The 21190-nt window shown below is 70.5% G+C and carries 15 protein-coding genes and 1 riboswitch; of the genes, 5 read left to right on the top strand and 10 right to left on the bottom strand.

Features of this window, described 5'->3' with window-relative positions; translation table 11 throughout:
- Positions 1–111 precede the first annotated feature (111 nt).
- The 5 genes from BMZ45_RS09965 to gcvP all read right to left on the bottom strand — a co-directional run bounded on the left by BMZ45_RS09965 (position 112) and on the right by gcvP (position 8506).
- Entirely contained in the window at positions 112–981 is an 870-nt protein-coding gene (locus tag BMZ45_RS09965; RefSeq protein WP_091635714.1) for a hypothetical protein, read from the bottom strand.
- Positions 982–999: 18 nt separating this feature from the next.
- Positions 1000–2505, bottom strand: a complete 1506-nt coding sequence (locus tag BMZ45_RS09960) for an XVIPCD domain-containing protein (RefSeq protein ID WP_091635711.1) — start codon at positions 2503–2505, stop codon at positions 1000–1002.
- 217 nt (positions 2506–2722) lie between these two features.
- Complete coding sequence (locus BMZ45_RS21650; RefSeq protein ID WP_175489024.1) at positions 2723–4234, bottom strand: XVIPCD domain-containing protein; 1512 nt, start codon at positions 4232–4234, stop codon at positions 2723–2725.
- A 130-nt stretch (positions 4235–4364) separates the two neighbouring features.
- A complete protein-coding gene (locus BMZ45_RS09950; protein ID WP_091635709.1) occupies positions 4365–5381 on the bottom strand; it encodes a sensor domain-containing diguanylate cyclase in 1017 nt (338 codons plus the stop codon).
- A 245-nt stretch (positions 5382–5626) separates the two neighbouring features.
- Positions 5627–8506 (bottom strand): aminomethyl-transferring glycine dehydrogenase, encoded by a 2880-nt coding sequence (gene gcvP / locus BMZ45_RS09945; protein ID WP_091635706.1) that lies wholly within the window; start codon positions 8504–8506, stop codon positions 5627–5629.
- Positions 8507–8607: 101 nt separating this feature from the next.
- Positions 8608–8773: riboswitch (glycine riboswitch) on the bottom strand.
- A gap of 279 nt (positions 8774–9052) precedes the next feature.
- On the opposite strand from gcvP, the gene BMZ45_RS09940 reads away from it, so the two are divergent.
- The 5 genes from BMZ45_RS09940 to BMZ45_RS09920 all read left to right on the top strand — a co-directional run bounded on the left by BMZ45_RS09940 (position 9053) and on the right by BMZ45_RS09920 (position 14415).
- Positions 9053–9925, top strand: coding sequence for a hypothetical protein (locus tag BMZ45_RS09940; protein WP_091635703.1), 873 nt, complete (start codon positions 9053–9055; stop codon positions 9923–9925).
- A gap of 114 nt (positions 9926–10039) precedes the next feature.
- Positions 10040–10477, top strand: a complete 438-nt coding sequence (locus BMZ45_RS09935) for a VOC family protein (RefSeq protein ID WP_091635700.1) — start codon at positions 10040–10042, stop codon at positions 10475–10477.
- Positions 10477–11739: a multidrug effflux MFS transporter gene (locus tag BMZ45_RS09930; protein ID WP_091635697.1), complete on the top strand. Its 1263-nt coding sequence runs from the start codon at positions 10477–10479 to the stop codon at positions 11737–11739. The genes BMZ45_RS09935 and BMZ45_RS09930 overlap by 1 nt, the downstream gene beginning before the upstream one ends.
- A gap of 15 nt (positions 11740–11754) precedes the next feature.
- Positions 11755–12957 (top strand): DegT/DnrJ/EryC1/StrS family aminotransferase, encoded by a 1203-nt coding sequence (locus tag BMZ45_RS09925; RefSeq protein WP_091635694.1) that lies wholly within the window; start codon positions 11755–11757, stop codon positions 12955–12957.
- A 93-nt stretch (positions 12958–13050) separates the two neighbouring features.
- Entirely contained in the window at positions 13051–14415 is a 1365-nt protein-coding gene (locus BMZ45_RS09920; protein WP_091635692.1) for a M1 family metallopeptidase, read from the top strand.
- Here BMZ45_RS09920 and BMZ45_RS09915 read toward each other — a convergent pair.
- The 5 genes from BMZ45_RS09915 to BMZ45_RS09895 form a co-directional block, all read right to left on the bottom strand.
- On the bottom strand, positions 14391–15680 hold the full coding sequence (locus tag BMZ45_RS09915) for an amino acid permease (protein ID WP_091635689.1): 1290 nt from the start codon (positions 15678–15680) through the stop codon (positions 14391–14393). The two genes, BMZ45_RS09920 and BMZ45_RS09915, sit on opposite strands and share 25 nt — an antisense overlap.
- Positions 15677–16777, bottom strand: coding sequence for an aromatic ring-hydroxylating oxygenase subunit alpha (locus BMZ45_RS09910; RefSeq protein WP_091635686.1), 1101 nt, complete (start codon positions 16775–16777; stop codon positions 15677–15679). Before BMZ45_RS09910 ends, BMZ45_RS09915 begins: the two co-directional genes overlap by 4 nt.
- A 112-nt stretch (positions 16778–16889) precedes the next feature.
- Entirely contained in the window at positions 16890–17114 is a 225-nt protein-coding gene (locus tag BMZ45_RS09905) for a hypothetical protein (RefSeq protein WP_056173035.1), read from the bottom strand.
- Position 17115: 1 nt separating this feature from the next.
- Positions 17116–17745 (bottom strand): peroxiredoxin family protein, encoded by a 630-nt coding sequence (locus BMZ45_RS09900; protein WP_091635684.1) that lies wholly within the window; start codon positions 17743–17745, stop codon positions 17116–17118.
- Between the two features lie 557 nt (positions 17746–18302).
- Positions 18303–20294, bottom strand: a complete 1992-nt coding sequence (locus BMZ45_RS09895; RefSeq protein WP_091635681.1) for a M2 family metallopeptidase — start codon at positions 20292–20294, stop codon at positions 18303–18305.
- Positions 20295–21190: the final 896 nt, after the last annotated feature.

The raw sequence follows: 21190 nt of genomic DNA, 5'->3' as shown, positions 1-21190 counted from the left end.
GGCCAGCGGCGCGCGACGAAAGCGGGCGTGGGGCGACGAAACGGGGCGCTGCGGGTGTCGGGCGCCGCAGGCGCGCCGTTCGACGCGCCTGCGATGGAGCGGGGCGGCTGCTTACTTGCCGAGCACGTAACGGTCCTGCGGGTCCGGGCAGCCCTCGTCGCGGGGCGGGCAGGGCCACAGCTTGCGCGGCAGGCTGTCGCGCACTTCGAAACGATCGCCGTTCCAGATCACGAAGCCGGCGTGGGCTTTCATGCCGCCCTGAAAGCCGCGCGTGTCCTTGGCCGGCAGCGGCCGCTCGGGGTCGGCTTCCACCACCCAGCGCAAGGTCGGCGCGACGGCGGCGCGGCTGTCGTCCAGGGCGATCGGATTGGCGCCCAGCGCGCGGTAACGGTCCAGGCGTTCGCGGCCCAGGCTCAGCTCCGGCGCGCGCAAGCTGGCGGTGACATCGACCGGCGCCTTGCCCGCGGTGACGAGATAAGCGCGCAATCCGCTATCGGCGAACTCGGCCTGCGGCCGCGCGCAGGCGCGTCGCGCCGCCGCCAGATCCTCGGTCGACTCGGTCTGCACCGTGGCGACGCTGGCGCAGGGCATGCGCATCTGCACGAGATAGCCGGCGCTGCCGCGGCGGCGGCCCTCGAAGCTGCGCACCCACAGGCTGTAGCGGGCGCCGTTCTTGTCGGCGAGCAGGTACTCGGTGCGGTCGCCCGTGCCCGGGACGCTGCGCAGATAGACCTGCGCGGTCATCAGGCGGTGGCGCAACTGCTTGGGCAGCAGCACGTCGCGGGTCGGCAGCGCGGCCACGAACGCGACGATGGCCTCCGGGGCTGCGGTGTAGCGGCCGTTCTGGATCACCGGCCCGCTGACCGGCGAGAACCCCGCCAGGCCGGTGCTGCCGGCCTTGCTCGTCGGCGCGGCGGCGCCGACGGTGGCGCACGCGCTCAGCAGCGCGGCGGCGAGCAGGATTTTGGAACTGGGGGGCACAGGCGAACTCCTCTACGGTTACTGGTGCGCGCGCCGCGGCGCTTCCTGCTGCTGCGTGCGTTGCGGATCTTCCAGGGCCGGCGTGGGCGCGGCCGGCTGGTTGCGATTGATCGTGTCCAGGCGGTTGAGGCTGGCCTCTGGCGTGGCATGGGTCGCGACGTCCGCCGACACCGCCACGCGCGCGGCCGCCGGATCGCCGGGCCTTCCCTGCACCATGAACAAGGTCTCGCCGGCGGCGCGCGTGGCGGTGGCGTTGTTGGTGGCGATGGCGCTGATGTCGGACAGATTGGCGAGCTTGGCCTCGGCCAGCAGATGCAGATTCACGCCTTCGTTGTTGCGGTCGTAAGGCGGGCCCAGCGCGCGCACGTGCCCGTCGATCTGGTTGTACAGGCGATGGTCGGCGTGCGCGGGATCGCGCGGATCGGACGCGGCGCGTCCCTGGCCGTTCGGGGCGGGCTCGGCGGGCGCCTGCGCGCGCTCCTGCTGCTGGCCCGGCGCGACCGAAGTCAGCACGTACTGCCAGCGGGTCTGGTCCGGATTGGCGCGCACCGTGTCGATGAAGGCGGTGTGCTCGCCGCCGCCGATGGTCTGGCAACCGGCGGAGTCGGTGTTGGTGTTGCTGCCGCGATGGATCTTGAACGAGTTGTTGAGATCCTGGACGCCGTTCACGTCGCGCGAGTCGAACCAGCCGTCGGCATTGGTGTCGCGCTCGACCATGTTGGCGCCGTTGCGCACCGCCTCGTCGGAGGGGCGCAGCGAGAACTCGCGGCCGCTGCGGGTGTGGCCGTTGCTGGCGTGGTCGGTGCGCACCATCTCGACCGTGCCTTCGGCCAGGCGGCCCATGTCGCGCACGTTGTCGCCGTTGACGTCGTCGCCCTCGATCTTGCGCGTGCGCACATCCTCGTAGCCGGGCGAGGTCGCCAACCGCGGCGCCTGGCGCTGGGTATCGGCGTAGATGCGGTTGCCGTCGCTGCCGGCATGATGGTCGTACTGCGCGGTGGGTTCGGTGGTGGCGTGGTTGAACTCGCGCGCGTGGCGGCCGCCGTCGGCGTCTTTCCAGACCACGACCAGGCGGTCGTTGAACTCGCCGCGTCCGTTGTTGTCGAGGGTGGAGTTTTCGTTGCGCATGCCCAGGATCACGCGGTCCTGCGTGCCCAGGGCGTCGCGCGCGGCCTGGGTGCCGCGCGCGCCGATCACGCTGGCGTAGACGTCGTACTGCTGCGCCTGCGACAGGTTCTGGGTTTCGGCGTCGGTCGGGAAGCGCGGCGCCGCGGTCGCGCCGCGCAGGCGCTCCAGGGTCGGATTGAGCGTGGCCGCATCCTCGGCCGAGAGCGCATCCGGCGCGCGCAGCGCGGTCAGACGCTCCTGGCCGCGCACGGCGACGTAACGGTCCAATGCCTCCTGCACCACCGCGTCCTGGTTCAGGCGCAGGGCGTCCAGGCGGGCGGCGGCTTCGCGGTTCTGACCGCGGTTGAGCATGCCGACGACTTCGTCGGCCGAGGCGTTGATATCGAGTTCGGGCATGGGGAATTCCTTTTCCGATTGAACGGGCGTCGCGGGTCGTGGCGGGTTCGCGTGTAGGCGCCCCCGTGCCGTTCGGAGGCGTTTCGGGGCGAGGTTAGCACTGGTGCGTGTCGCGAGGCAGTGTGGGCGTGGCCCTGCCTGCTCGCGTCGATCGCTTAGCTGAGTACGTCGTGCAGGCCGGGCCGGATGCAGGGAGCCGGACCGGGCGCCGCCGGCTTCAGCCCATACGCCGCGGCGGGGCGTCCTGGCTGTGCGCCTGCTCCGGCCCGGAGGGCGGCGGCGCGGCCCGATTGAGTTCGTCCAGACGCGCCAGGCTGGCCTGCACGGGCGTATGGGCCGCGGCCTCGACCGAGATCGCCACGCGCTGCGCGCCGGGGTCGCCGGGGCGGCCCTGGAGCAGGAACAAAGTCTGGTCGGCAGGCACCTCGCCGTTGGCCCGGTTGGGCACCAGGCTGTCGGCCTGGGTGATGCGGTGGGTCTTGGCCGCGGCGAGCACGCTCAATCCGATCGCCTCGGCGTTGCGCGCGTACTCGCCGCCGAGCGCGCGCAGGTGGCCGTCGATCTGGCCGTGCAGACGATGGTCGGCGTGGCGCGGGTCGGACGGGTGCAATGCGGGCGTCGCGTCGTCGTGCGCGTCGGCGCGGCGCCCGCCCTGCGGCTGCGCGCGTTGCGGCGGCGGCGGGGGCGGCGCCACCGAGGTCAGCACGTACTGCCAGCGGGTCTGGTTCGGATTGCCGCCGGCCGCGCTGATGAAGGCGTCGTACTCGCCGCCGCCGATGGTCTGGCAGCCGGCCGAATCGGTATTGGCGCTGCCGCCGCGATGGATCTTGAAGGTGTCGTTCAAGTCCTGGCGGCCGTTGACGTCGCGCGCGTTGAACCAGCCGTCGGCGTTGCTGTCGCGCTGCACCCGGTTCGCTCCGGCCGCGACCGCGGCCGCGGTCGGGCGCAGCGCGAATTCCTCGCCCGGGTTGGCGCCGTAGGTCGGATGGGTGTCGGCCTTCATTTCGGTGGTGCCTTCGGCCAAGCGGCCGAGGTCGCGCACGCGGTCGTTGTTGACGTCCTCGCCTTCGATCTTGCGGCGGTCGACGTTTTCGTAGCCGGGCGAGCGCGCCAGGCGCGGCGCCACCTGGCCGCCGCTTTCGGCGATCAGGCGCGTGCCGTCGCTGCCGGCGTGGTGGTCGTACTGGGCGCTGGGTTCGGTGTTGGAATGATTGAACTCGCGCGCGTGGCGGCCGCCCTTGGCGTCCTTCCACACCACCACGATGCGGTCGTCGTACTCGCCGGCGCCGCGGTTGGCGGTGGTGCGGGTATCGTTGCGCATACCCAGGATCACGCGGTCCTGCGTGCCCAGGGCGTCGCGCGCGGCCTGGTCGCCGCGCACGCCGATCACGCTGGCGTAGACGTCGTACTGCTGCGCCTGCGACAGGCGCGCGGTCTCGCGATCCTCGGGAAAGCGCGGCGCGGTGTGGCCGGCGGCCAGCAATCGGCCCAGGTCCTCGCGCGGCGGCGTGACCGCGCTCATGCCGGGCATGGGCAGCAGGGTCATGCCGTAGAGGGCGGTGATCGGGCCGGCGGCGCGCGCGGCGACGTAACGGTCCAGGGCTTCCTGCACCACCGGCGGCTGATCGCGGCGCAGGTGGTCCAGGCGCGTCATGGCGTCCACGCCGCGGCCCTGATTGAACAAAGTGGCGACCTGATCGGCCGAAGCGTTGATATCGAACTCGGGCATGGCGGAGCTCCTTTCCTGCGGCCGCGAGCAGCGGCGCGCCCCCTGTGGCGCCGGGGCCTTCCCCGGGGCCTTGGCGGCAGCCTAGCACCGCCGCCGGGCGCGCGCAGCGCCGCCCGGCGCCTGCCCCGGGTCAGCCCGGCTCGCCCTTCTTGCGGCGCTTGGCGCTGTACATGGACTGGTCGGCCTTGTGCAGCAGCTCGCCCAGGTCCTCGCCGTCGTCGGGATAGATGGCGCAGCCGATGCTGGCCTGCAGCGGGATGGGGCGGTCGTCGAACGCGAATGGCGGATCCAGCGATTCGGCCAGGCGCTGGGCCTGGGCGACGGCGCCGTCGCGGTGCTCGATGTGCGGCAGGATCACGCCGAATTCGTCGCCGCCGACGCGCGCCACGGTGTCGCCGCTGCGGGCGCTGCGCTTGACCCGCGCGGCGAACTCCACCAGGGCGGCGTCGCCGGCGCGATGGCCGAGGCGATCGTTGACCGGCTTGAGGCCGTCCATGTCGAGATTGAGGATGCCGATGCGGCGCCGGTCGCGCTGCGCCTGCGCCATGCAGTGACGCAGGCGGTCGTAGAACAGCGCGCGGTTGGGCAGGCCGGTGAGCGCGTCGTGGGTGGCCTGATGGAACAGCTCGTCGGTTTCGTAGCGCGCGGCGTGGTACATGGCCGCGCCGATCAGGCCCGACATCAGATCGAGCATGCGCAGGTCGTCGCTGCCGAACGCCGACGGCGCGGCGCCCATCACCTTGAGCACGCCGACCACGGTCTGGTGATGCTTGAGCGGTACCACGATCATCGAGCGCAGGCCGACGTTGCGGCAGGCCTCGCGATCCACGCGCGGATCGGTTTCCGAATCCTCGCAGCTCAAGGGCGCGCCGACCGCGACGCAGGCGCCGGACAGGCTGGCCGCGCGCCGCAGGCGCAGGCCCAGGCTGGGCTCGGCGATGCCGGAGGCGGCGCGGTAGACCATGTCCTCGCCTTCGGCCAGTTCCACCACCGCGCCGACCGCGCCGGTCAGGGTCTGCGCGCGTCGCGTGACCAGGTCCATCACCCCGCCCAGGTCCAGGCCCAGGCGCGCGATCTCGGTCTGGGTTTCGATGACCTGCAGCAGGCGCGCGGCCTCGTCGGACGCGGGCGTTGCGAGCGCGCTCATGGTCGGCTCCGACGGAGAGTAAGGACGAACATACCCTGCGCGGACGGCGACAGGCCAGGCGGAACGGACCGCACCGCGGCGACTGCACAAACAGTGCGTATTTGTTGTGTCACTTTCATGAGAGAGCGAACGAGTGTGGCCTCGGGCCGGTTCGCGCCGAGACATCCAGCCGCGAATCCGTTCGCCAGGGTCGCGGCGCAGGCGCCGCGTCGCGGCCGGCCCGCAGGCCGGCCGCAGACTGGAGCTTACGCCTCGGCTTCTTCTTTGTAAGCGTCCACCGGGATGCAGGCGCACATGACGTTCTTGTCGCCGTAGACGTTGTCCACGCGCGCGACCGGCGGCCAGTACTTCTGCAGCTTCAGGCTGGGCAGCGGGAACGCGGCCAGCTCGCGCGGGTAGGCGTGGGTCCACTCGCTGGCCGAGACCGCGGTGGCGGTGTGCGGGGCGTGCTTGAGCGGGTTGTCCTCGCGGTCCAGCGTGCCTTGCTCGACCGCGCGGATTTCGTCGCGGATCTGGATCATGGCGTCGATGAAGCGGTCCAGTTCGTGCTGCGACTCGCTCTCGGTCGGCTCGACCATCAGGGTGCCGGCGACCGGGAAGCTCAGGGTCGGGGCGTGGAAGCCGAAGTCGATCAGACGCTTGGCCACGTCCTCGGCGCCGATGCCGGTGGCGTCCTTGAGCGGGCGCAGGTCGAGGATGCACTCGTGCGCGACCAGGCCGTTGCGGCCGGTGTAGAGGGTCTCGTAGTGCGGGGCCAGGCGCTTGGCGATGTAGTTGGCGTTGAGCAGCGCGACCTGGGTCGCGCGGCGCAGGCCGGCCGCGCCCATCATGGTGATGTACATCCACGAGATCGGCAGGATCGAGGCCGAGCCGAAGCTCGCCGCGGACACCATGCCGACCGCGCCTTCGCTGCCCAAGGTGCGCGGCAGGAAGGGCGCGAGGTGCGATTTGACCGCGCAGGGGCCCACGCCCGGGCCGCCGCCGCCGTGCGGAATGCAGAAGGTCTTGTGCAGGTTGAGGTGCGACACGTCCGAGCCCCACTTGCCGGGCTTGGCCACGCCGACCAGGGCGTTCATGTTGGCGCCGTCGGTGTAGACCTGGCCGCCGTGGGCATGGACGATCTCGCAGATCTCGACCACGTCCTCTTCGAACACGCCGTGCGTGGACGGGTAGGTGATCATCAGCGCGGCCAGGCGGTCGCTGTACTTCTCGGCCGCACGGCGGATGTCCTCGACATCGACGTTGCCGTTGCTGTCGCACTTGGTGACCACGACCTGCATGCCGCACATCTGCGCCGAGGCCGGGTTGGTGCCGTGCGCCGATTCCGGGATCAGGCAGATGTCGCGATGGCCTTCGTTGCGCGAGCGGTGATAGGCGCGGATCGCGAGCAGGCCCGCGTATTCGCCCTGCGCGCCCGAGTTGGGCTGCAGGCTGACCGCGTCGTAGCCGGTGCACTCCACCAGCATCGCTTCGAGCTCGTCGATCAGCTGCTTGTAGCCCACGGTCTGGTCGGCCGGCGCCAGCGGATGGATGTTGCCGAACTCCGGCCAGGTCACCGGAATCATCTCGGCGGTGGCGTTGAGCTTCATGGTGCAGCTGCCCAGCGGGATCATGGTGCGATCCATCGCCAGGTCCTTGTCGGCCAGCGCTCGCATGTAGCGCAGCAGTTCGTGTTCGCTGTGGTGGGTGTTGAACACCGGGTGCTGCAGGAACGCGCTGCTGCGGCGCAGGCCGGCGGGCAGGGCGTCGGCGGTGGCGGCGTCGAGCGCGTCGATGTCGTCGATGCGCGCGCCGAACAGCGCGGCCAACTGCGCGACTTCGGCGCGGGTGGTGGTTTCGTCCAGGCTGATGCCGACGCGGGCCGGATCGCCGGAGTAGTTGAGGTTGATGCCGGCCGCGGTGGCCTTGGCGTGCAGCGCGGCGGCGTCGACGCCGACGATGTCCAGGGTGTCGAAGAAATCCGGACCGACGGTGAGGCCGGCCTGGCGCAGCGCGCCGGCCAGGATCGCGGCCAGGCGGTGCACGCGGCGCGCGATCCGGGTCAGGCCTTCGGGGCCGTGGTAAACCGCGTACATCGAGGCCATCACCGCCAGCAGCACCTGCGCGGTGCAGATGTTGGAGGTGGCCTTCTCGCGGCGGATGTGCTGCTCGCGGGTCTGCAGGGTCAGGCGGTAGGCGGGCTTGCCTTCGGCGTCGATGGACACGCCGATCAGGCGGCCCGGCATCGAGCGCTTGTAGGCGTCGCGGCAGGCCATGAAGGCCGCGTGCGGGCCGCCGAAGCCGAACGGCACGCCGAAGCGCTGGCTGTTGCCGACCACGATGTCGGCGCCCCATTCGCCGGGCGCGGCGATCAGGGTCAGGGCGAGCAGATCGGTCGCGACCGCGACCAGGCCGCCGCGCGCGTGCACGGCGTCGGCCAGGGCCTTGTGGTCGCCGATCTGGCCGCGGGTGTTGGGGTATTGCAGCAGCACGCCGAAGCTGTCGCTGTTGAGCGCTTCGCCGTCGTCGCCGACCTGCAGGTCGATGCCCATCGCCTCGGCGCGGGTGTGCAGCACTTCCAGGGTCTGCGGGTGCACGTCCTTGGAGACGAAGAACAGGTTGGACTTGGACTTGGCCGAACGCTTGGCCAGGGTCATCGCCTCGGCCGCGGCGGTGCCTTCGTCCAGCAGCGAAGCGTTGGCGATCTCCATCCCGGTCAGGTCGGCGACCATGGTCTGGAAGTTGATCAGCGCTTCCATGCGGCCCTGCGAGATTTCCGCCTGATACGGCGTGTAGGCCGTGTACCAGGCCGGGTTCTCGAGGATGTTGCGCAGGATCACGTTCGGGGTCAGCGTGCCGTAGTAGCCCTGGCCGATGAAGCTGCGGAAGACCTGGTTCTTGTCGGCGACGGCGCGGATCTTGGCCAGCGCCTCGACTTCGGTCATCGGCGCCGACAGCGCCAGCGGCGCGGGCGACTTGATCTTGGCCGGCACGATCGCGTCGGTCAGCGCTTCCAGCGAGTCGTGGCCGACCGTGCGCAGCATGTGCGCGATCTCGGCGTCGTTGGGGCCGATGTGGCGTTCCAGGAAGGCGTCGTGGTGCTCGAGGTCGCGCAGGGATGCGTCGTGCAGAGAAGCTGGGGTCATGGCAGGGGGCGTCCGAAGGCGGTAGGGAGGGGCGTTCCCGCCCGTTGGCCTCGCGGCCAACGTGCGCTCGCGGGCTCGCAGCAACGCTGCTCGAAAGCCCCGCTCGCCCCTCTGTCCTTTTGCCTGAGAGTTTGGAAGCGCAGCTGCGCACAGGCAGCTGGGGGGAGGGGGATCCTGGAGGATCGCTCCTGTACGGCTCGCTTCGTGCCCCTTCGGCGCCGGTTCCGTCCGATGATCCGGGCGGTCGGTCTCTCCAGAGTTTGTACACGCGGCGGTATGGGGCCTGAGCGATTACGGGCGTTGCGCCTTCGGCAGCGGTCGTTCCCTTGCGGGGCCGGCCGGCTTCTCCCACCGCGTGTTTCAAGCCTGGGATTATAGCCCGATGGCGGCGCCGGGTCAGGGGGCGGCCGGTTCAGTTTGCGGCGATCCGCCGTACCATGGGGCTCCGTCGTTCGTGGGCCGTCGATCGTCTATGCAGCCATGCCAGGTCGTAGGGATCCAGGGGGATAGTCCGGCCGCCAGCCCACCACGCCCGGGTCGCGCTCGATGAGCGACGGTTCGGGTGCGCCGACCGCGCCGCGAGGCAAGCGCAGACGTCGTCGCGCCGGCAACGGCGACGGCACCACCGCGACCGGGGCGCCAGCCCAAACCGCGCGGCCGCCGCTGTCGGCCGAGGCCGCCGAGGCCGCGCGCCTGGCGCGCGAAGCCTGGGCGGTACGCGCCTGGCGACGCATGCTGCGCGAGCCCAGTCTGGGCCTGAGCGCCGGCTACCTGCTGGTGTCGATGATCGGGCTGTGGGCGAACTACTGGTTCTACCGCCAGTTCGATGTGCCGATCCTGGAATACATGCAGGCCAGCGACTACCTGGTCGCCGGCCTGCGCGATCCGGGCTACGCGCTGGTGCTGGCGATGTCGGTAACGATGTCGTGGCTGATCAGCTGGCCGGAGATCTACCGCAAGCAACACCCGCGCCGGGTGCGCGAACTGCAGCGGCGCTGGTGGGGGCCGTTCGTGTTTCCGGAGTCGGACTGGTTCCGCTGGACCTTGCTGCGGTTGAAGCCGGAGACCGGCATCGCGATGGTGGTGTTCATGGGCATGGCCTTGGCCACCTGCTCCTACGTGATGGCCAAGGCCCATCGGATCCGCGATCAAGCCGCCGGCCACGCCGTGCGCGTGAGCCTGGCCGGCGACGCCGCGCCGCTGCCGGGGCAGGCGCGCCTGCTCGGCACCAGCAGCGCCTACGTGTTTCTCTGGTGGCCCGATACGCGCCGCGCTGAAGCGCTGCCGATCGAGAGCGTGGGCCGCCTGCAGGCGCTGCCGCGCTTGCGCAAGGGCGATGCGGCGCCCGCGCGGACGCCGGCGGCTCCTGTCGCAACGCCTCCGCCGGCGGCAACGCCCGCGGTCGCGCCGGCGTCTTGAACGCATGGCGCGATCGCCACGCCGAAACGACCGATCGGGACAGTCGCGCATGACGCCGTCGCGACGACGCGGTTGTATGCTGTCGCGATCCTCACGACGCCGCGGATCCATCGCATGAGCGCACCCCCGTTCCAGTTGCTGCAACTCGATCACGTGGTGTTGCGGGTGCGCGATCCCGAGGCCATGGTCGCGTTCTACTGCGAAGTGCTGGGCTGCTCGGTGGAGCGCCGCCAGGACGAAATCGGCCTGATCCAGCTGCGCGCCGGCCAGTCGCTGATCGACCTGGTCGGCATCGACGGCAAGCTCGGCCGCATGGGCGGCGCCGCGCCGGGCGTGGAGGGCCGCAACATGGATCATCTGTGCCTGCGCGCCGATCCGTTCGATCGCCAGGCCATCGTCGCCCACTTGAACGCGCATGCGGTGCGCATCGGCGACTTCGGTTCGCGCTACGGCGCCGAAGGCGAGGGCCCGTCGCAGTATCTGTTCGATCCCGAGGGCAACCTGGTCGAACTCAAGGGCCCGCCGGACGCCGGCGCGGTGGCCGCGCCCTGATGTCCGAACCTGCGACATCGCGAGCGGGCGCCAAACCCGCGCGTTACCTCGCTCCGCTGTTGGCCGGCCTGGCGATGTTCGGGCCGTTCTCGATCGACACCATCTTTCCGGCGTTTCCGGCGATGGGCGCCGAACTGGGCGCCGACAAGCTGGCGATGCAGCAGACCATCAGCGTCTATCTGATCGCCTACGCGCTGATGAGCATCGTGCACGGCCCGCTCTCCGACGCGATCGGGCGCCGGCGCGTGATCATCGGCGGGCTGTTCGTGTTCACCCTGGCCTCGGTGGGCTGCGCGCTGTCGCGCGACCTGAGCACCCTGCTGATCTTCCGCGCCATCCAGGGCCTGTCGGCCGGCGTCGGCCTGATCGTCGGCCGCGCGGTGATCCGCGACGTGCTGCAGGGCGACGACGCCCAGCGCCTGATGAGCCACGTCTCGATGATCTTCGGCATCGCCCCGGCGATCGCGCCCATCATCGGCGGCTGGATCCTGGGCTGGAGCCATTGGCCGGCGATCTTCTGGTTCCTGGTCGCGTTCTCGGTGCTGTTGCTGATCGCGACCCTGCGCGTGCTGCCGGAGACCCACCCGCCGGCCTCGCGCCTGCCGCTGGTGCCGCGCCGGCTGCTGCGCGACTACGTGGCGATCTTCATCAACCCGCGCTTCCAGCGCCTGACCGCGGCCAGCGCCTTCAACTTCGGCGCGCTGTTCCTGTACATCTCCTCGGCGCCGGCGTTCGTGCTGGACCTGCTGCGGCTCAACGAGCGCTCGTTCGCGTGGTTCTTCGTGCCGATGATCGGCGGCATGGTGATCGGCGCCTTCGTCTCCGGGCGCACCGCCGGCAAGGTCGGCGGCCAGCGCATGGTGCGGATCGGGTTCGCCTGCACGATTCTGGCGATGGCGCTGAACGTGGCCTACAACCTGTTCGACGCCACCCCGCAGGTGCCGTGGGCGGTGATCCCGATTTCGCTGTGCTCGTTCGGCGTGGCCCTGGTGTTTCCGATCGTGACCCTGGCGATCCTGGACATGTACCCGCGCCAGCGCGGCTCGGCGTCCTCGCTGCAGGCCTTCACCGGCCTGGTCCTCAACGCCCTGATCGCGGGCGTGCTGTCGCCGCTGGTCAGCGGCAGCGGCGCCGCGCTGGCGATCGCCGGCCTGGTGTTCGTGGTGGTGGGTTGGGCGTTCTGGCGCTGGGAATCGGCGCGCTCGCGGCAGGCGCCGCCGAGCGCGGACGCGCCGGTGATCGAACCGCCCGAAACGCTGTAGCGCCAAGCGCGCACGATGCTGCCGCGGCAACGTCCCGACATCGGCTGGCGCGATCTCGTCCACGCGGCGGCCTATGCCCTGCGGGGCGGCGATCGCGAACGCGCCCAGGCCGCGGCCGAAGCCGGCGCCGACGCGCTGGCCGCCGACGGCCGCCGCAGCCTGGTCAGCCTGTCGGTGCGCAGCGGCTTCGACCGCCTGCTCGCGACCCTGCAACTGCCGCCGGGCAGCGAGGTGCTGGTGTCGGCGGTGACCATCCGCGACATGATCGCGGTGATCGAACAGCACGGCCTGCGCGCGGTGCCGGTGGACGTGGACGCCGACAGTCTGAGCCTGGACGAACGCGCGCTGGCCGCGGCCCTGACCCCGCGCAGCCGCATGCTGCTGGTTGCGCATCTGTTCGGCAGCCGCATGCCGCTGCAGGCGGCGCTGGCGTTCGCGCGCCGCAATGGGCTGCTGCTGGTGGAGGACGGCGCCCAGGCCTACACCGGCGACGGCTGGTTCGGCGAACCGGGCTGCGACGTCAGCCTGCTCAGTTTCGGCCCGATCAAGACCGCGACCGCGCTCGGCGGCGCGGTGCTGCGTTTCGCCGATCCGGACCTGCGCGAGCGCGTGCGCGCGGCGCAGGCGTGCCTGCCGCCGCAGGCGACGCGCGCGTTCGCGCAGCGGGTCGGCAAGTACGCGCTGCTCAAGGCGCTGACCGCGCGCGCCGTCTACAGCGTGTTCTGCCGCGCCTGCCGCGTGTTCGGCGTCGACCACGACGCCCTGATCAATCGTTCGGTGCGCGGCTTCGCCGGCGGCGATCTGTTCCAGCGCATCCGCCAGCGGCCGTGCGCGGCGCAGTCGCGCTTGCTGCTGCGGCGCCTGCGCGCTTATCCGCCGGCGCGCGCCAGTGCGCGCGCGCAACGCGGCGAGCGCCTGCTGTCGGCGCTGCCGCTGGCGCGCCCGGGTCGCGCCGTGGCCGGCTCCGGCCATTGGGTGCTGCCGGTGCTCAGCGAGGACCCGCCGCGCTTGCTCGCCGGCCTGCTCGAGCGCGGCTTCGACGCCACCCGCGGCGCGTCCAGCCTGTACCCGGTGCCCGGCGACGCCGCGCCGGGCGTGGGCGATCTGCGCCGCGCCATGGCCGCGGTGGTGTACCTGCCCGCGCCCGAGGGCGAGGCCGACCTGCGTCGGCTGGTCGCGGCGGTGCGCGCGACCGTGGCGGACGCGCCGCCGGTATGAGCCGGGGCCCAGGCGCCGGTACGGACGCGTTCAAACGGGCCGCGCCCGGTGACGCTAGACTTCGCCCGGATAAGGGCGGCATCACGGAACGGCATGGCAGTGGTCAAGGATAGAAACGCGGCGGCGCGCCTGCGCCGACGTTGGGCAGGGCGGATCGGCTGGGCCTTGGCCTGGGCGTTGGCAGGGGCGACCCCGGCCCTGGCGCGCGACATCGACATCCGCCATTACGTCGCCCGCATCGAACCCGATCTCAAGACCCGCAGCGTCAAGGGCGAGGTCTCGGTGCGCTTCGTCGCCAGCGTCGACTCCACCGACCTGATCGTGCTCGACCGCGACGGGCTGGACATCGACCGGGTGCGCGAGGGCGAGCGTTCGCTGTCGTTCGACCAGACCGGGCGCGTGCTCAAGATCCGGCTGTCGCGACCGGCGCTGCGCGGCCAGCTGCGCGAGGTCACGATCAACTACCACGGCAGCCCCAAGTTCGGCCTGCAGTTCCATCCCGAGCGCCGCCAGATCTACACCCTGTTCTCGACCGCGCAGTGGCTGGTCGGCATCGACGCGCCCGACGAGCGCGCCAGTCTGGATCTCAGCGTGGTGTTGCCGACCGGCCTGAAGGCGGTCGGCAACGGCTACCTGGTCGGCCGCCGCAGCCTGGGCAACGGCACCGAACTGCATCGCTGGCGCCAGACCGTGCCGATGCCGGCCTACACCTACGGTTTCGCCGCCGGCCCGTTCGAGGAGGCCAGCGACCGCGGCAGCAAGGTGCGCCTGCGCTACCTGGGCGCGGGTTACAGCCAGAACGAACTGCGCCGGATCTTCGCCGACAGCGGCGACATGCTGCGTTACTTCGAGCGCCGCGCCGGCGTGCCGTATCCGGGCGGGGTCTACACCCAGGCCCTGGTCGCGCGCACCATCGGCCAGGAGCACGCGGGCTTCTCGCTGCTGTCGGAGGACTACGGCCGCGGCGTGCTCGGCGACCGTCGCGACGAATCGCTGATCGCGCACGAGGCCGCGCACCAGTGGTGGGGCAACCTGGTCACCTGCCGCGACTGGACCCATTTCTGGCTCAACGAGGGCTTCGCCAATTTCCTCGCCGCCAGCTATATGGAGCAGCGCTTCGGCCGCGAGGAATACCTCAAGCAGGTCGACGGCTGGCGCCGCCGCTACGAGAAGCTCAAGGAGGCCGGCAAGGACAAGCCGCTGGTGTTCCCGGACTGGGACAAGCCCAGCGCCGACGACCGCGCGGTGGTTTACCAGAAGGGCGCCTACGTGCTGCACCTGCTGCGCGAGGAGCTCGGCGAGGTCGCCTTCTGGAACGGCCTGCGCGAGTACACCCGCGGCCACCGCGGCGCCGCTGTGACCAGCCAGGACTTCGAGCGCTCGATGGAGCGCGTCAGCGGCCGCGACCTGTCGGCGTTCTTCGCGATCTGGGTCTATCCGCCCGCGCCGTCGCGCTGAGCGCGCCGCAGCAGGTAATGCAGCGGCAAGCCGGCGACGACCAGCACGGCGCCCCATAGCAGGGGCTGCGCGCCGATGCCGAACAAGGCGTACAGGCTGTAGAGCAAGGCCGCCGCGGCGATCGCGCGACTGACAGGGCCTTGCCCGCGCAGGGCCCAGGCCGCGCTGCCGACCACGTAGGGCAGCAAGGTCGCCGCGGTCGACAGCAGGATCGAGAAAGTGAACAGCTGCACCAGCGAGCGGCTGTAGTTCGACAATACTAGGGCCGAGGCCAGGGCGCTGCCGATCAGCACGCCCGCCACCGGCGTGCCGCGCGCGTCCACGCGTGCGAACACCTGCGGGAACAAACCGTCGCGCGCCGCCGCCAGCGGCAGCTGCGCCGACAGCAGCACCCAGCCGTTGAGCGCGCCGAAGCAGGACACCGCGGCCACCACGGCCAGTGCGATGCCGGCCGGCGCGCCCCACAAGGCGCGCGCGGCGTCGGCCATCGGCGCCTGCGAGGTCTGCAGGGTCGCGGCCGGCAGCACGCCCAGCACCGCGGTGCAGGCCAGGATGGTCGCCACGCCCGCGATCAGGGTGCCGAACACGGTCGCACGCGGCACCGTGCGCGCGGCGTCGCGCACTGCGCCGGCCGGCACGGTCGCCGCTTCCAGTCCGAGGAAGGCCCACAGGCTCAGCGCCGCGGTCGCATGCGCGACCTGCGGCAGCGACTCGCCGCTGGGATTGAAGGGCACGCTCGCCTGGCTGTCGGCGAACCACAGCGCGACGCCGCCGAACAGCAGCAGCGGCAGCAGCTTCAAGGCGGTGGTCAGCAACTGCATGCGTCCGGCCTCGCGGATGCCGGCCAGATTGACCGCGCTGCACAGCCACAGCGCCGCCAGCGCGCAGGCGGCCGCGCGCGCGGGCGTGGCGGTGGCGGCCGGGAACACCGCGCCCAGGCTGCCGGCGAAGGCCACCGCGATCGCGGCGTTGGCGCACCAGATCGAGATCCAGTAGCTCCACGCGATCACGAAACCCGGCGTATCGCCGAAGGCCTGGCGCGCGTACACGTAGGGCCCGCCGCTGTGCGGCCAGCGCGCCGACAGACGCGCGAAGGTCAGCGCCAGCAGCAGCGCGCCGAACAGCGTCACGGCCCAACCGATCAGGGTCGCGCCGCCGTAGGGCGCCAGCGCCGACGGCAGCAGGAACACGCCGCTGCCGATCATGCTGCCGACGACCAGCGCGGTGGCCGACCACAGCCCCAGCGGTCGGCCGTTCGCGCTCACGCGCCGTCCGGCGCCCTGGCGTCGCGGTAGGTCGCGCGCAGCAGTTCCTGGAAATGGTGGACCGCGTTCTCGCGCAGCGGATTCAGGCGGCCGGGCACGTAGGAGCCCGAGGCCAACCCGCGCTGCACATCCTCGCAGATGGTCAGATCCTCCAGCTGCACTTCGTCGCTGAAGGCGAGGTCGGCGTCGCGACGCGCGCGCGCCTCGCCCGAGTCGTCCAGGCGGTAGTAGAAATCGAACACCACCCGGCAGCGGTCGACGCCCACCGGCACCACCCGATTGGTCTGCAGGCGCCCGGGCAGGATGTTGAGCATGGTGTTCGGCCACAGCCAGTAGTACAGCGCGTCGCCGTCGCCGTAGAGGCCGTCGCCGCTTTCCAACGGGCTCCATTGGTAGGAGTACCAGCGCGCGGTCTCGGTGACGTAGCTGCGGTAGTCGAGCAGGCGGTTGAGGCCGGGGTGGATGTGCGGGACGTGGTAGCCCTCCAGGTAATTGTCGACATAGACCTTCCAGTTGCAGGCCACGTCGTAGCTCACCCGGTGATGGTGGCCGTAGTCGGCCAATCCGCGCTCGCCGCCGATGCGTTCGTCGATGTCGCGCACCAGCTCGTCGAAGCTCATGGCCGGCTCGGCCACGCAGGCGAACACCATGCCCTGCCAGATCCGCACGCGCAGTTGCGGCAGACGCACGTCGGCCACCGCGAAGTCCGGGGTCTGGCCCATTTCCGGGGCCGAGCGCAGCACTCCGTCCAGGCCGTAGGTCCAGCCGTGGTAGCGGCAGCGCAGCGAACGCGCGGCCAGGCCGTCGCAGCTCGCGATCGGTCCCGCGCGATGGCGGCAGACGTTGTGCAGCACGCGGATCTCGCCGTCCTCGCCGTGCACCGCGATCGCCGGCAAGCCGGCCAGGTCGGCGACGACGTGATCGCCGGGCTGGCGCAACTGGCACAGGTGCGCGACCAGTTGCCAGCCGGGGTCGAAGATCAGGCGCCGGTCCAGCGCCGCCATCGTCGGCTCGGTGTAGTAGCGCGCGGGCAGCGCGGTGGCGTGCTGCAGCGGCTGCGGCGCCAGTTCGGCGGTCGGGGCGGGGCGCGGGCTCATGGCCGCAGTATTGCGCCGCGCGCGTGCGCTCCGCAAAGGGGCGCGCCAACGCGACCGGCCGGCGGATCGCTCCGCCGGCCGGTCCTGGACTGCGATGGTGCCGGAGCGGGGCTCAGCCGCAGCAATAGCACTGCAAGGGCTGGCCCGGACCGCCGGGACCGAGGTCGCCGCCGAAGCCCTGGCATTCCTGGCGACAGGCCCAGGCGCTGCAGGCTTCGTTTTCGGCTTGTACGCCGCTGCCGTCGCCGGCGACGACCTGGAATGCGCCGAAGCTCATCGCGGTGGAGAACAGCAAGGCAGCCAGGGCGATGCGCACACTGCGTGTCCGATGCTTCATCTCAACTCTCCTTGGTGGTGGGGCCCGCCGCCGACGCCTCCTTGCGCCGCACCGCGGTCAGTACGCCGTTGACGCCTTCCTTGGTATTGATCGCGCCCACGCGCGCATAGCGCACGCGGCCGTCGTGGCCGATCACCAGCAGCAGGGGCACGTTGCGCGCGCGGAACAGCATCGCGCTGCGTCGGTCCTGGGTGGCGATCACCGGAAATCCGAAACCGTGCTCGCGCGCGTAGGCGCCCGCGGCGGCGGGCGGGTCCAGGGCGATGCCGATCATCTCGGCGCGTCCGCCCGAGGCGGCGTCGAGCTGGCCGGCGATGGCCTTCACCAACGGCGCCGAGGCGCGGCAGTGCGGGCAGCCGGTGGTGAAGAAATACAGCACCTGGTAGTCGCCCTCGGGCTGGCCCAGCGTGCGGCCGGCGCCGTCCAGCGAGGTCATCGCGATGCGCGGCACGTACATGCCGATGTAGGGCTGGGTTGCGCGCTGCGCCAGCCAGCGCTGATTCTCGCGCGCTTGATGCAATTGCCAGCCCAGCGCGACCACCAGCGCGCTGGCCAGCGCGAGCGCGGCGATCAGCAAGGGCAGGGTCCAGCGCGAGACCACCCGGCTATCCGTAGGCGTGGGGTTCGACATGTCGGCGACCGTAGCAGCGCATGCTCGGGCATAACTTGACGAGGCTCACAACGAAGCGATGCGGGGCGGGGCGAGATGCGCGCTCGCACTGCGCGATGCGCTGCATCTGTTGCGGAGCCGTCTCGTTTCCTTCCTTCGAAAAGGGGGCTGGGGGGCTTTGGTTTCGCACGAGCAACAGCAAATCCCCCGGCGCCGCGAGTAAAGGATCGACATCGATTCGTGCGGGGCGCCCGCCCCCTTCTTCGAAGGGGGCGATGAATGGCGGTTCCTTTTTGTGAGGCGGCGCGAGATGCGCTGTTCCGAAGTCGCCTCGTTCCCCCCTTTGAAAAAGGGGGGCTAGGGGAGGGGGGCTTTGGTTTCGCACCAGCAACAGCAAATCCCCCGGCGCCGCGAGTAAACGATCGACATCGATTGGTACGGGGCGCCCGCCCCCTTTTTTCGAAGGGGGCGATGAATGGCGGTTCCTCTTCGGGAAAGGGCGTGGTTCGTCGCGACGCCTGCAGAAAAAACGAAGGCCGGCGAATGCCGGCCTTCGTCAGGAACATGGCGTGCGGCGATCAGCCCTTGCCGGCCGCCGGCTTGGCCGCGGCGGCGATCTTGCCGTCGGGCTGCCAGCCGCAGGTCTTGCCTTCGTTCTGCTGCTTCAGCCAGGTCTGCAGCGGGGCGAAGTACTCCAGCACCGCCGAGGCGTCCATCTTCTCGCCGCCGGTGAGTTCCTTCAGGGTCTTCTGCCAGGGCTGGCTTTGGCCCTTGCTCAGCATGGCCTGGAACTTGGCGCCGGCTTCCTTGTTGCCGTAGAAGCTGCACTCGTACAGCGGGCCCTTGTAGCCCGACGCGTCGCACAGCGCCTTGTAGAACTGGAACTGCAGCACGTGCGAGAGGAAGTAGCGCGTGTACGGGGTGTTGCCCGGCACGTGGTACTTGGCGCCAGCGTCGAAGAATTCCTCGCCGCGCGCGGTCGCCGGGGCCACGCCCTGGTACTTGGCCTTCAGGTCCCACCAGGCCTTGTTGTAGTCGCCCGGCTTGATCGAGCCGTCGAACACGCCCCAGCGCCAGCGGTCGATCATCAAACCGAACGGCAGGAACGAGACCTTGGCCAGGGCCATGCGCATCTGCGCGTTGATCAGCGCCTCGTTGCTCTGCTGCTGATCGCCGACCAGGCCGATCGACTGCAGGTACTTGGGCGTCATCGCCAGCACGATGGTGTCGCCGATGGCCTCGTGGAAGCCGTCGTGCGCGCCGCCCTGGAACAGCGGCGGCTGCTTGTTGTAGGCCATGTAGTAATAGACGTGGCCGAGCTCGTGGTAGATGGTGGTGAAGTCTTCCTCGTTCGGCTTGATGCACATCTTGGTGCGCACGTCGCCGGCCATGTTCATGTCCCAGGCGCTGGCGTGGCAGACCACGTCGCGGTCGCGCGGCTTCACGAACTGGGTCTTGCTCCAATAGGTCTCGGGCAGTTTCGGCATGCCCAGCGAGACGTAGAAGTCCTGCGCGCGCTCGGTCATCTGGCGCGCGGTCGCGAGCTGGGCGTCGACCTCCAGCTGGGCCTGCTGCTCGGGCTCGCGCGAGTCCGGGTTCTTGGCCATCTGGGCGTCGAACTGCTGCTGGTACTGCGCGGCCAGGGCGCCGTTGACGTCCAGGCTGCCGGCGTTCTTGTACGGCGCCAGCACGTCCCAGAGGTTGCCCCAGTCCTGCTGCCACATGTTGCCCATCAGATGCGCGGGCAGCATGTTGCCGGCGACGTGGCCCTTGTCGGCGCCGTAGGTGGCTTCCAGCTTGGTGCGGGTGTAGCAGTGCAGCTGCTCGTACAGCGGCTTGACCTGGCCCCACAGGCGGTCGGTCTCGGCCGCGATCTCGGCCGGGCTCATGTCGTAGCCCGAGCGCCACATCTCGCCGGTGTCGGCGTAGCCCATGTCGCGCGCGCCTTCGTTGACCAGTTCGACGAAGCGCGTGTAGTCCTTGCGCATCGGCTGGGCGATGGTGTGCCAGCCCTGCCAGGCGTCGAGCTGGGCGTCGTAGTCGCGGCTGCTGCGCAGCACGTCCTCGAGGTCGCCGAGCTGGCGGCAGTTCTTGGCGTCGCCTTCGCCCGTGCAGTACTTGCCGGAGCCGTACATGCCGTCCATCTTGGTCGCGATCCGGGTCAGCTCGGCGAGCTTGGCCGGATCCTTCGGCGCCGGCATCGCGGTCAGCAGCTTGAGCAGTTGGATCGAACGCGCGGTGTCGGGCGACATCGGCTGGCCTTCGAAACGCTTGGACTGCTCGATCCAGCTGTTGAGCTGGGTCAGCCAGCGCTCGTTGCTCTTGGCCGCGATCATCGCGCTGTCGTCGTTGATGTAGGTGTTCGACAGCCACTGCGCCGAACTCATCTCCGGGTACATCGCCTTGTATTCGGCGTTGACGCGGGCAATGAACTGATCGGCGGTTTCGCCCTGGGGCACGGTGGTCGGCGCGGTGCCGGTGGTGGGCGGACTCGGTTCTTTCTTGCAACCGACCACACCGATCACGGCGGCGGTGATGCTGAGCGCGAGCAGGGCGCGTAAGGGCTTCATTGGGTGTTCTCTCCGGGACGAATGCACCGCGCCGGGCGCGGGGTGCCCCGAGGCTAGAGGCCTGTCCGATGCGGCGCAAGGCCAAAAAGGCCGAAGCCCGCGTGCCCGCCCGCCTCGGTGCGCGTGCCGCCGCGACGGCTTGCCCGTGCTTGCCGGACCGCTGTGCGCGCGGCGGCGGGCGGCTTGCCCGGTTGCGGCAAACCGCGGCGCGCGCGGTCGCGGTTTCGCGCAGCGCGGGTGGGGCGCGGGGCGGCGGTTAACGGAATCGGTGACGCAGAGCGGCAACAGGCGTGCCAGTTACGTACAGCTGGCGTTCATATTTGCGTGAAGAAGGGGTGAAGACCGCCATCGTTATGCCGTCAATTGGCGGTCTTTATGCTTCGTAATGGCGTTAACTGCGCGCAAGTCGATGCGAGATCGAGTGCGTGGAACCGGGGTTGTTGAAGCCCGAATCATCGACTAAAACCGACAGCAGTCATAAAAAAATCATTTGATTTGTGACGAAGAAGCGGGAAAGGTGACGCTCCAGGGCAGTGCTGCATGGCCATGGGGATGGTTGCCCGGTACGCCAAGGAAGGTCTGAACTCGCGCAGGCGCGCCTCGCGCCGCGCAAGACCGACCTGAAAGACGCCGGGGAGGGCGTCGGGAGTGCTGGGCGGCGGTGTTGCCCGGATCGTGAAAGGGGTTGTTAGGGAGCGGTAGCAAATGCTCGACGGCGTCGGCCTGGATGGCCGCGCCGAGCCATGGATGCTCGTCCGGCGCTCTGCGGAGCGGCGGGCGCGAGGTAGGAGATGGACCGGTCGTCGGCGGCTAGGGAAGCCGTCGGGACGTCAGCGGCGATGGTGGTGGGTGTGGAGTTACAGGCTCGGCGGCAACCTCCGGAGGACGGCGGCCGC

This window comes from Lysobacter sp. cf310 (assembly GCF_900114355.1).
In the GTDB taxonomy this organism is placed as follows: domain Bacteria; phylum Pseudomonadota; class Gammaproteobacteria; order Xanthomonadales; family Xanthomonadaceae; genus Lysobacter.
This window is presented reverse-complemented; position numbering and strand designations above follow the sequence as displayed.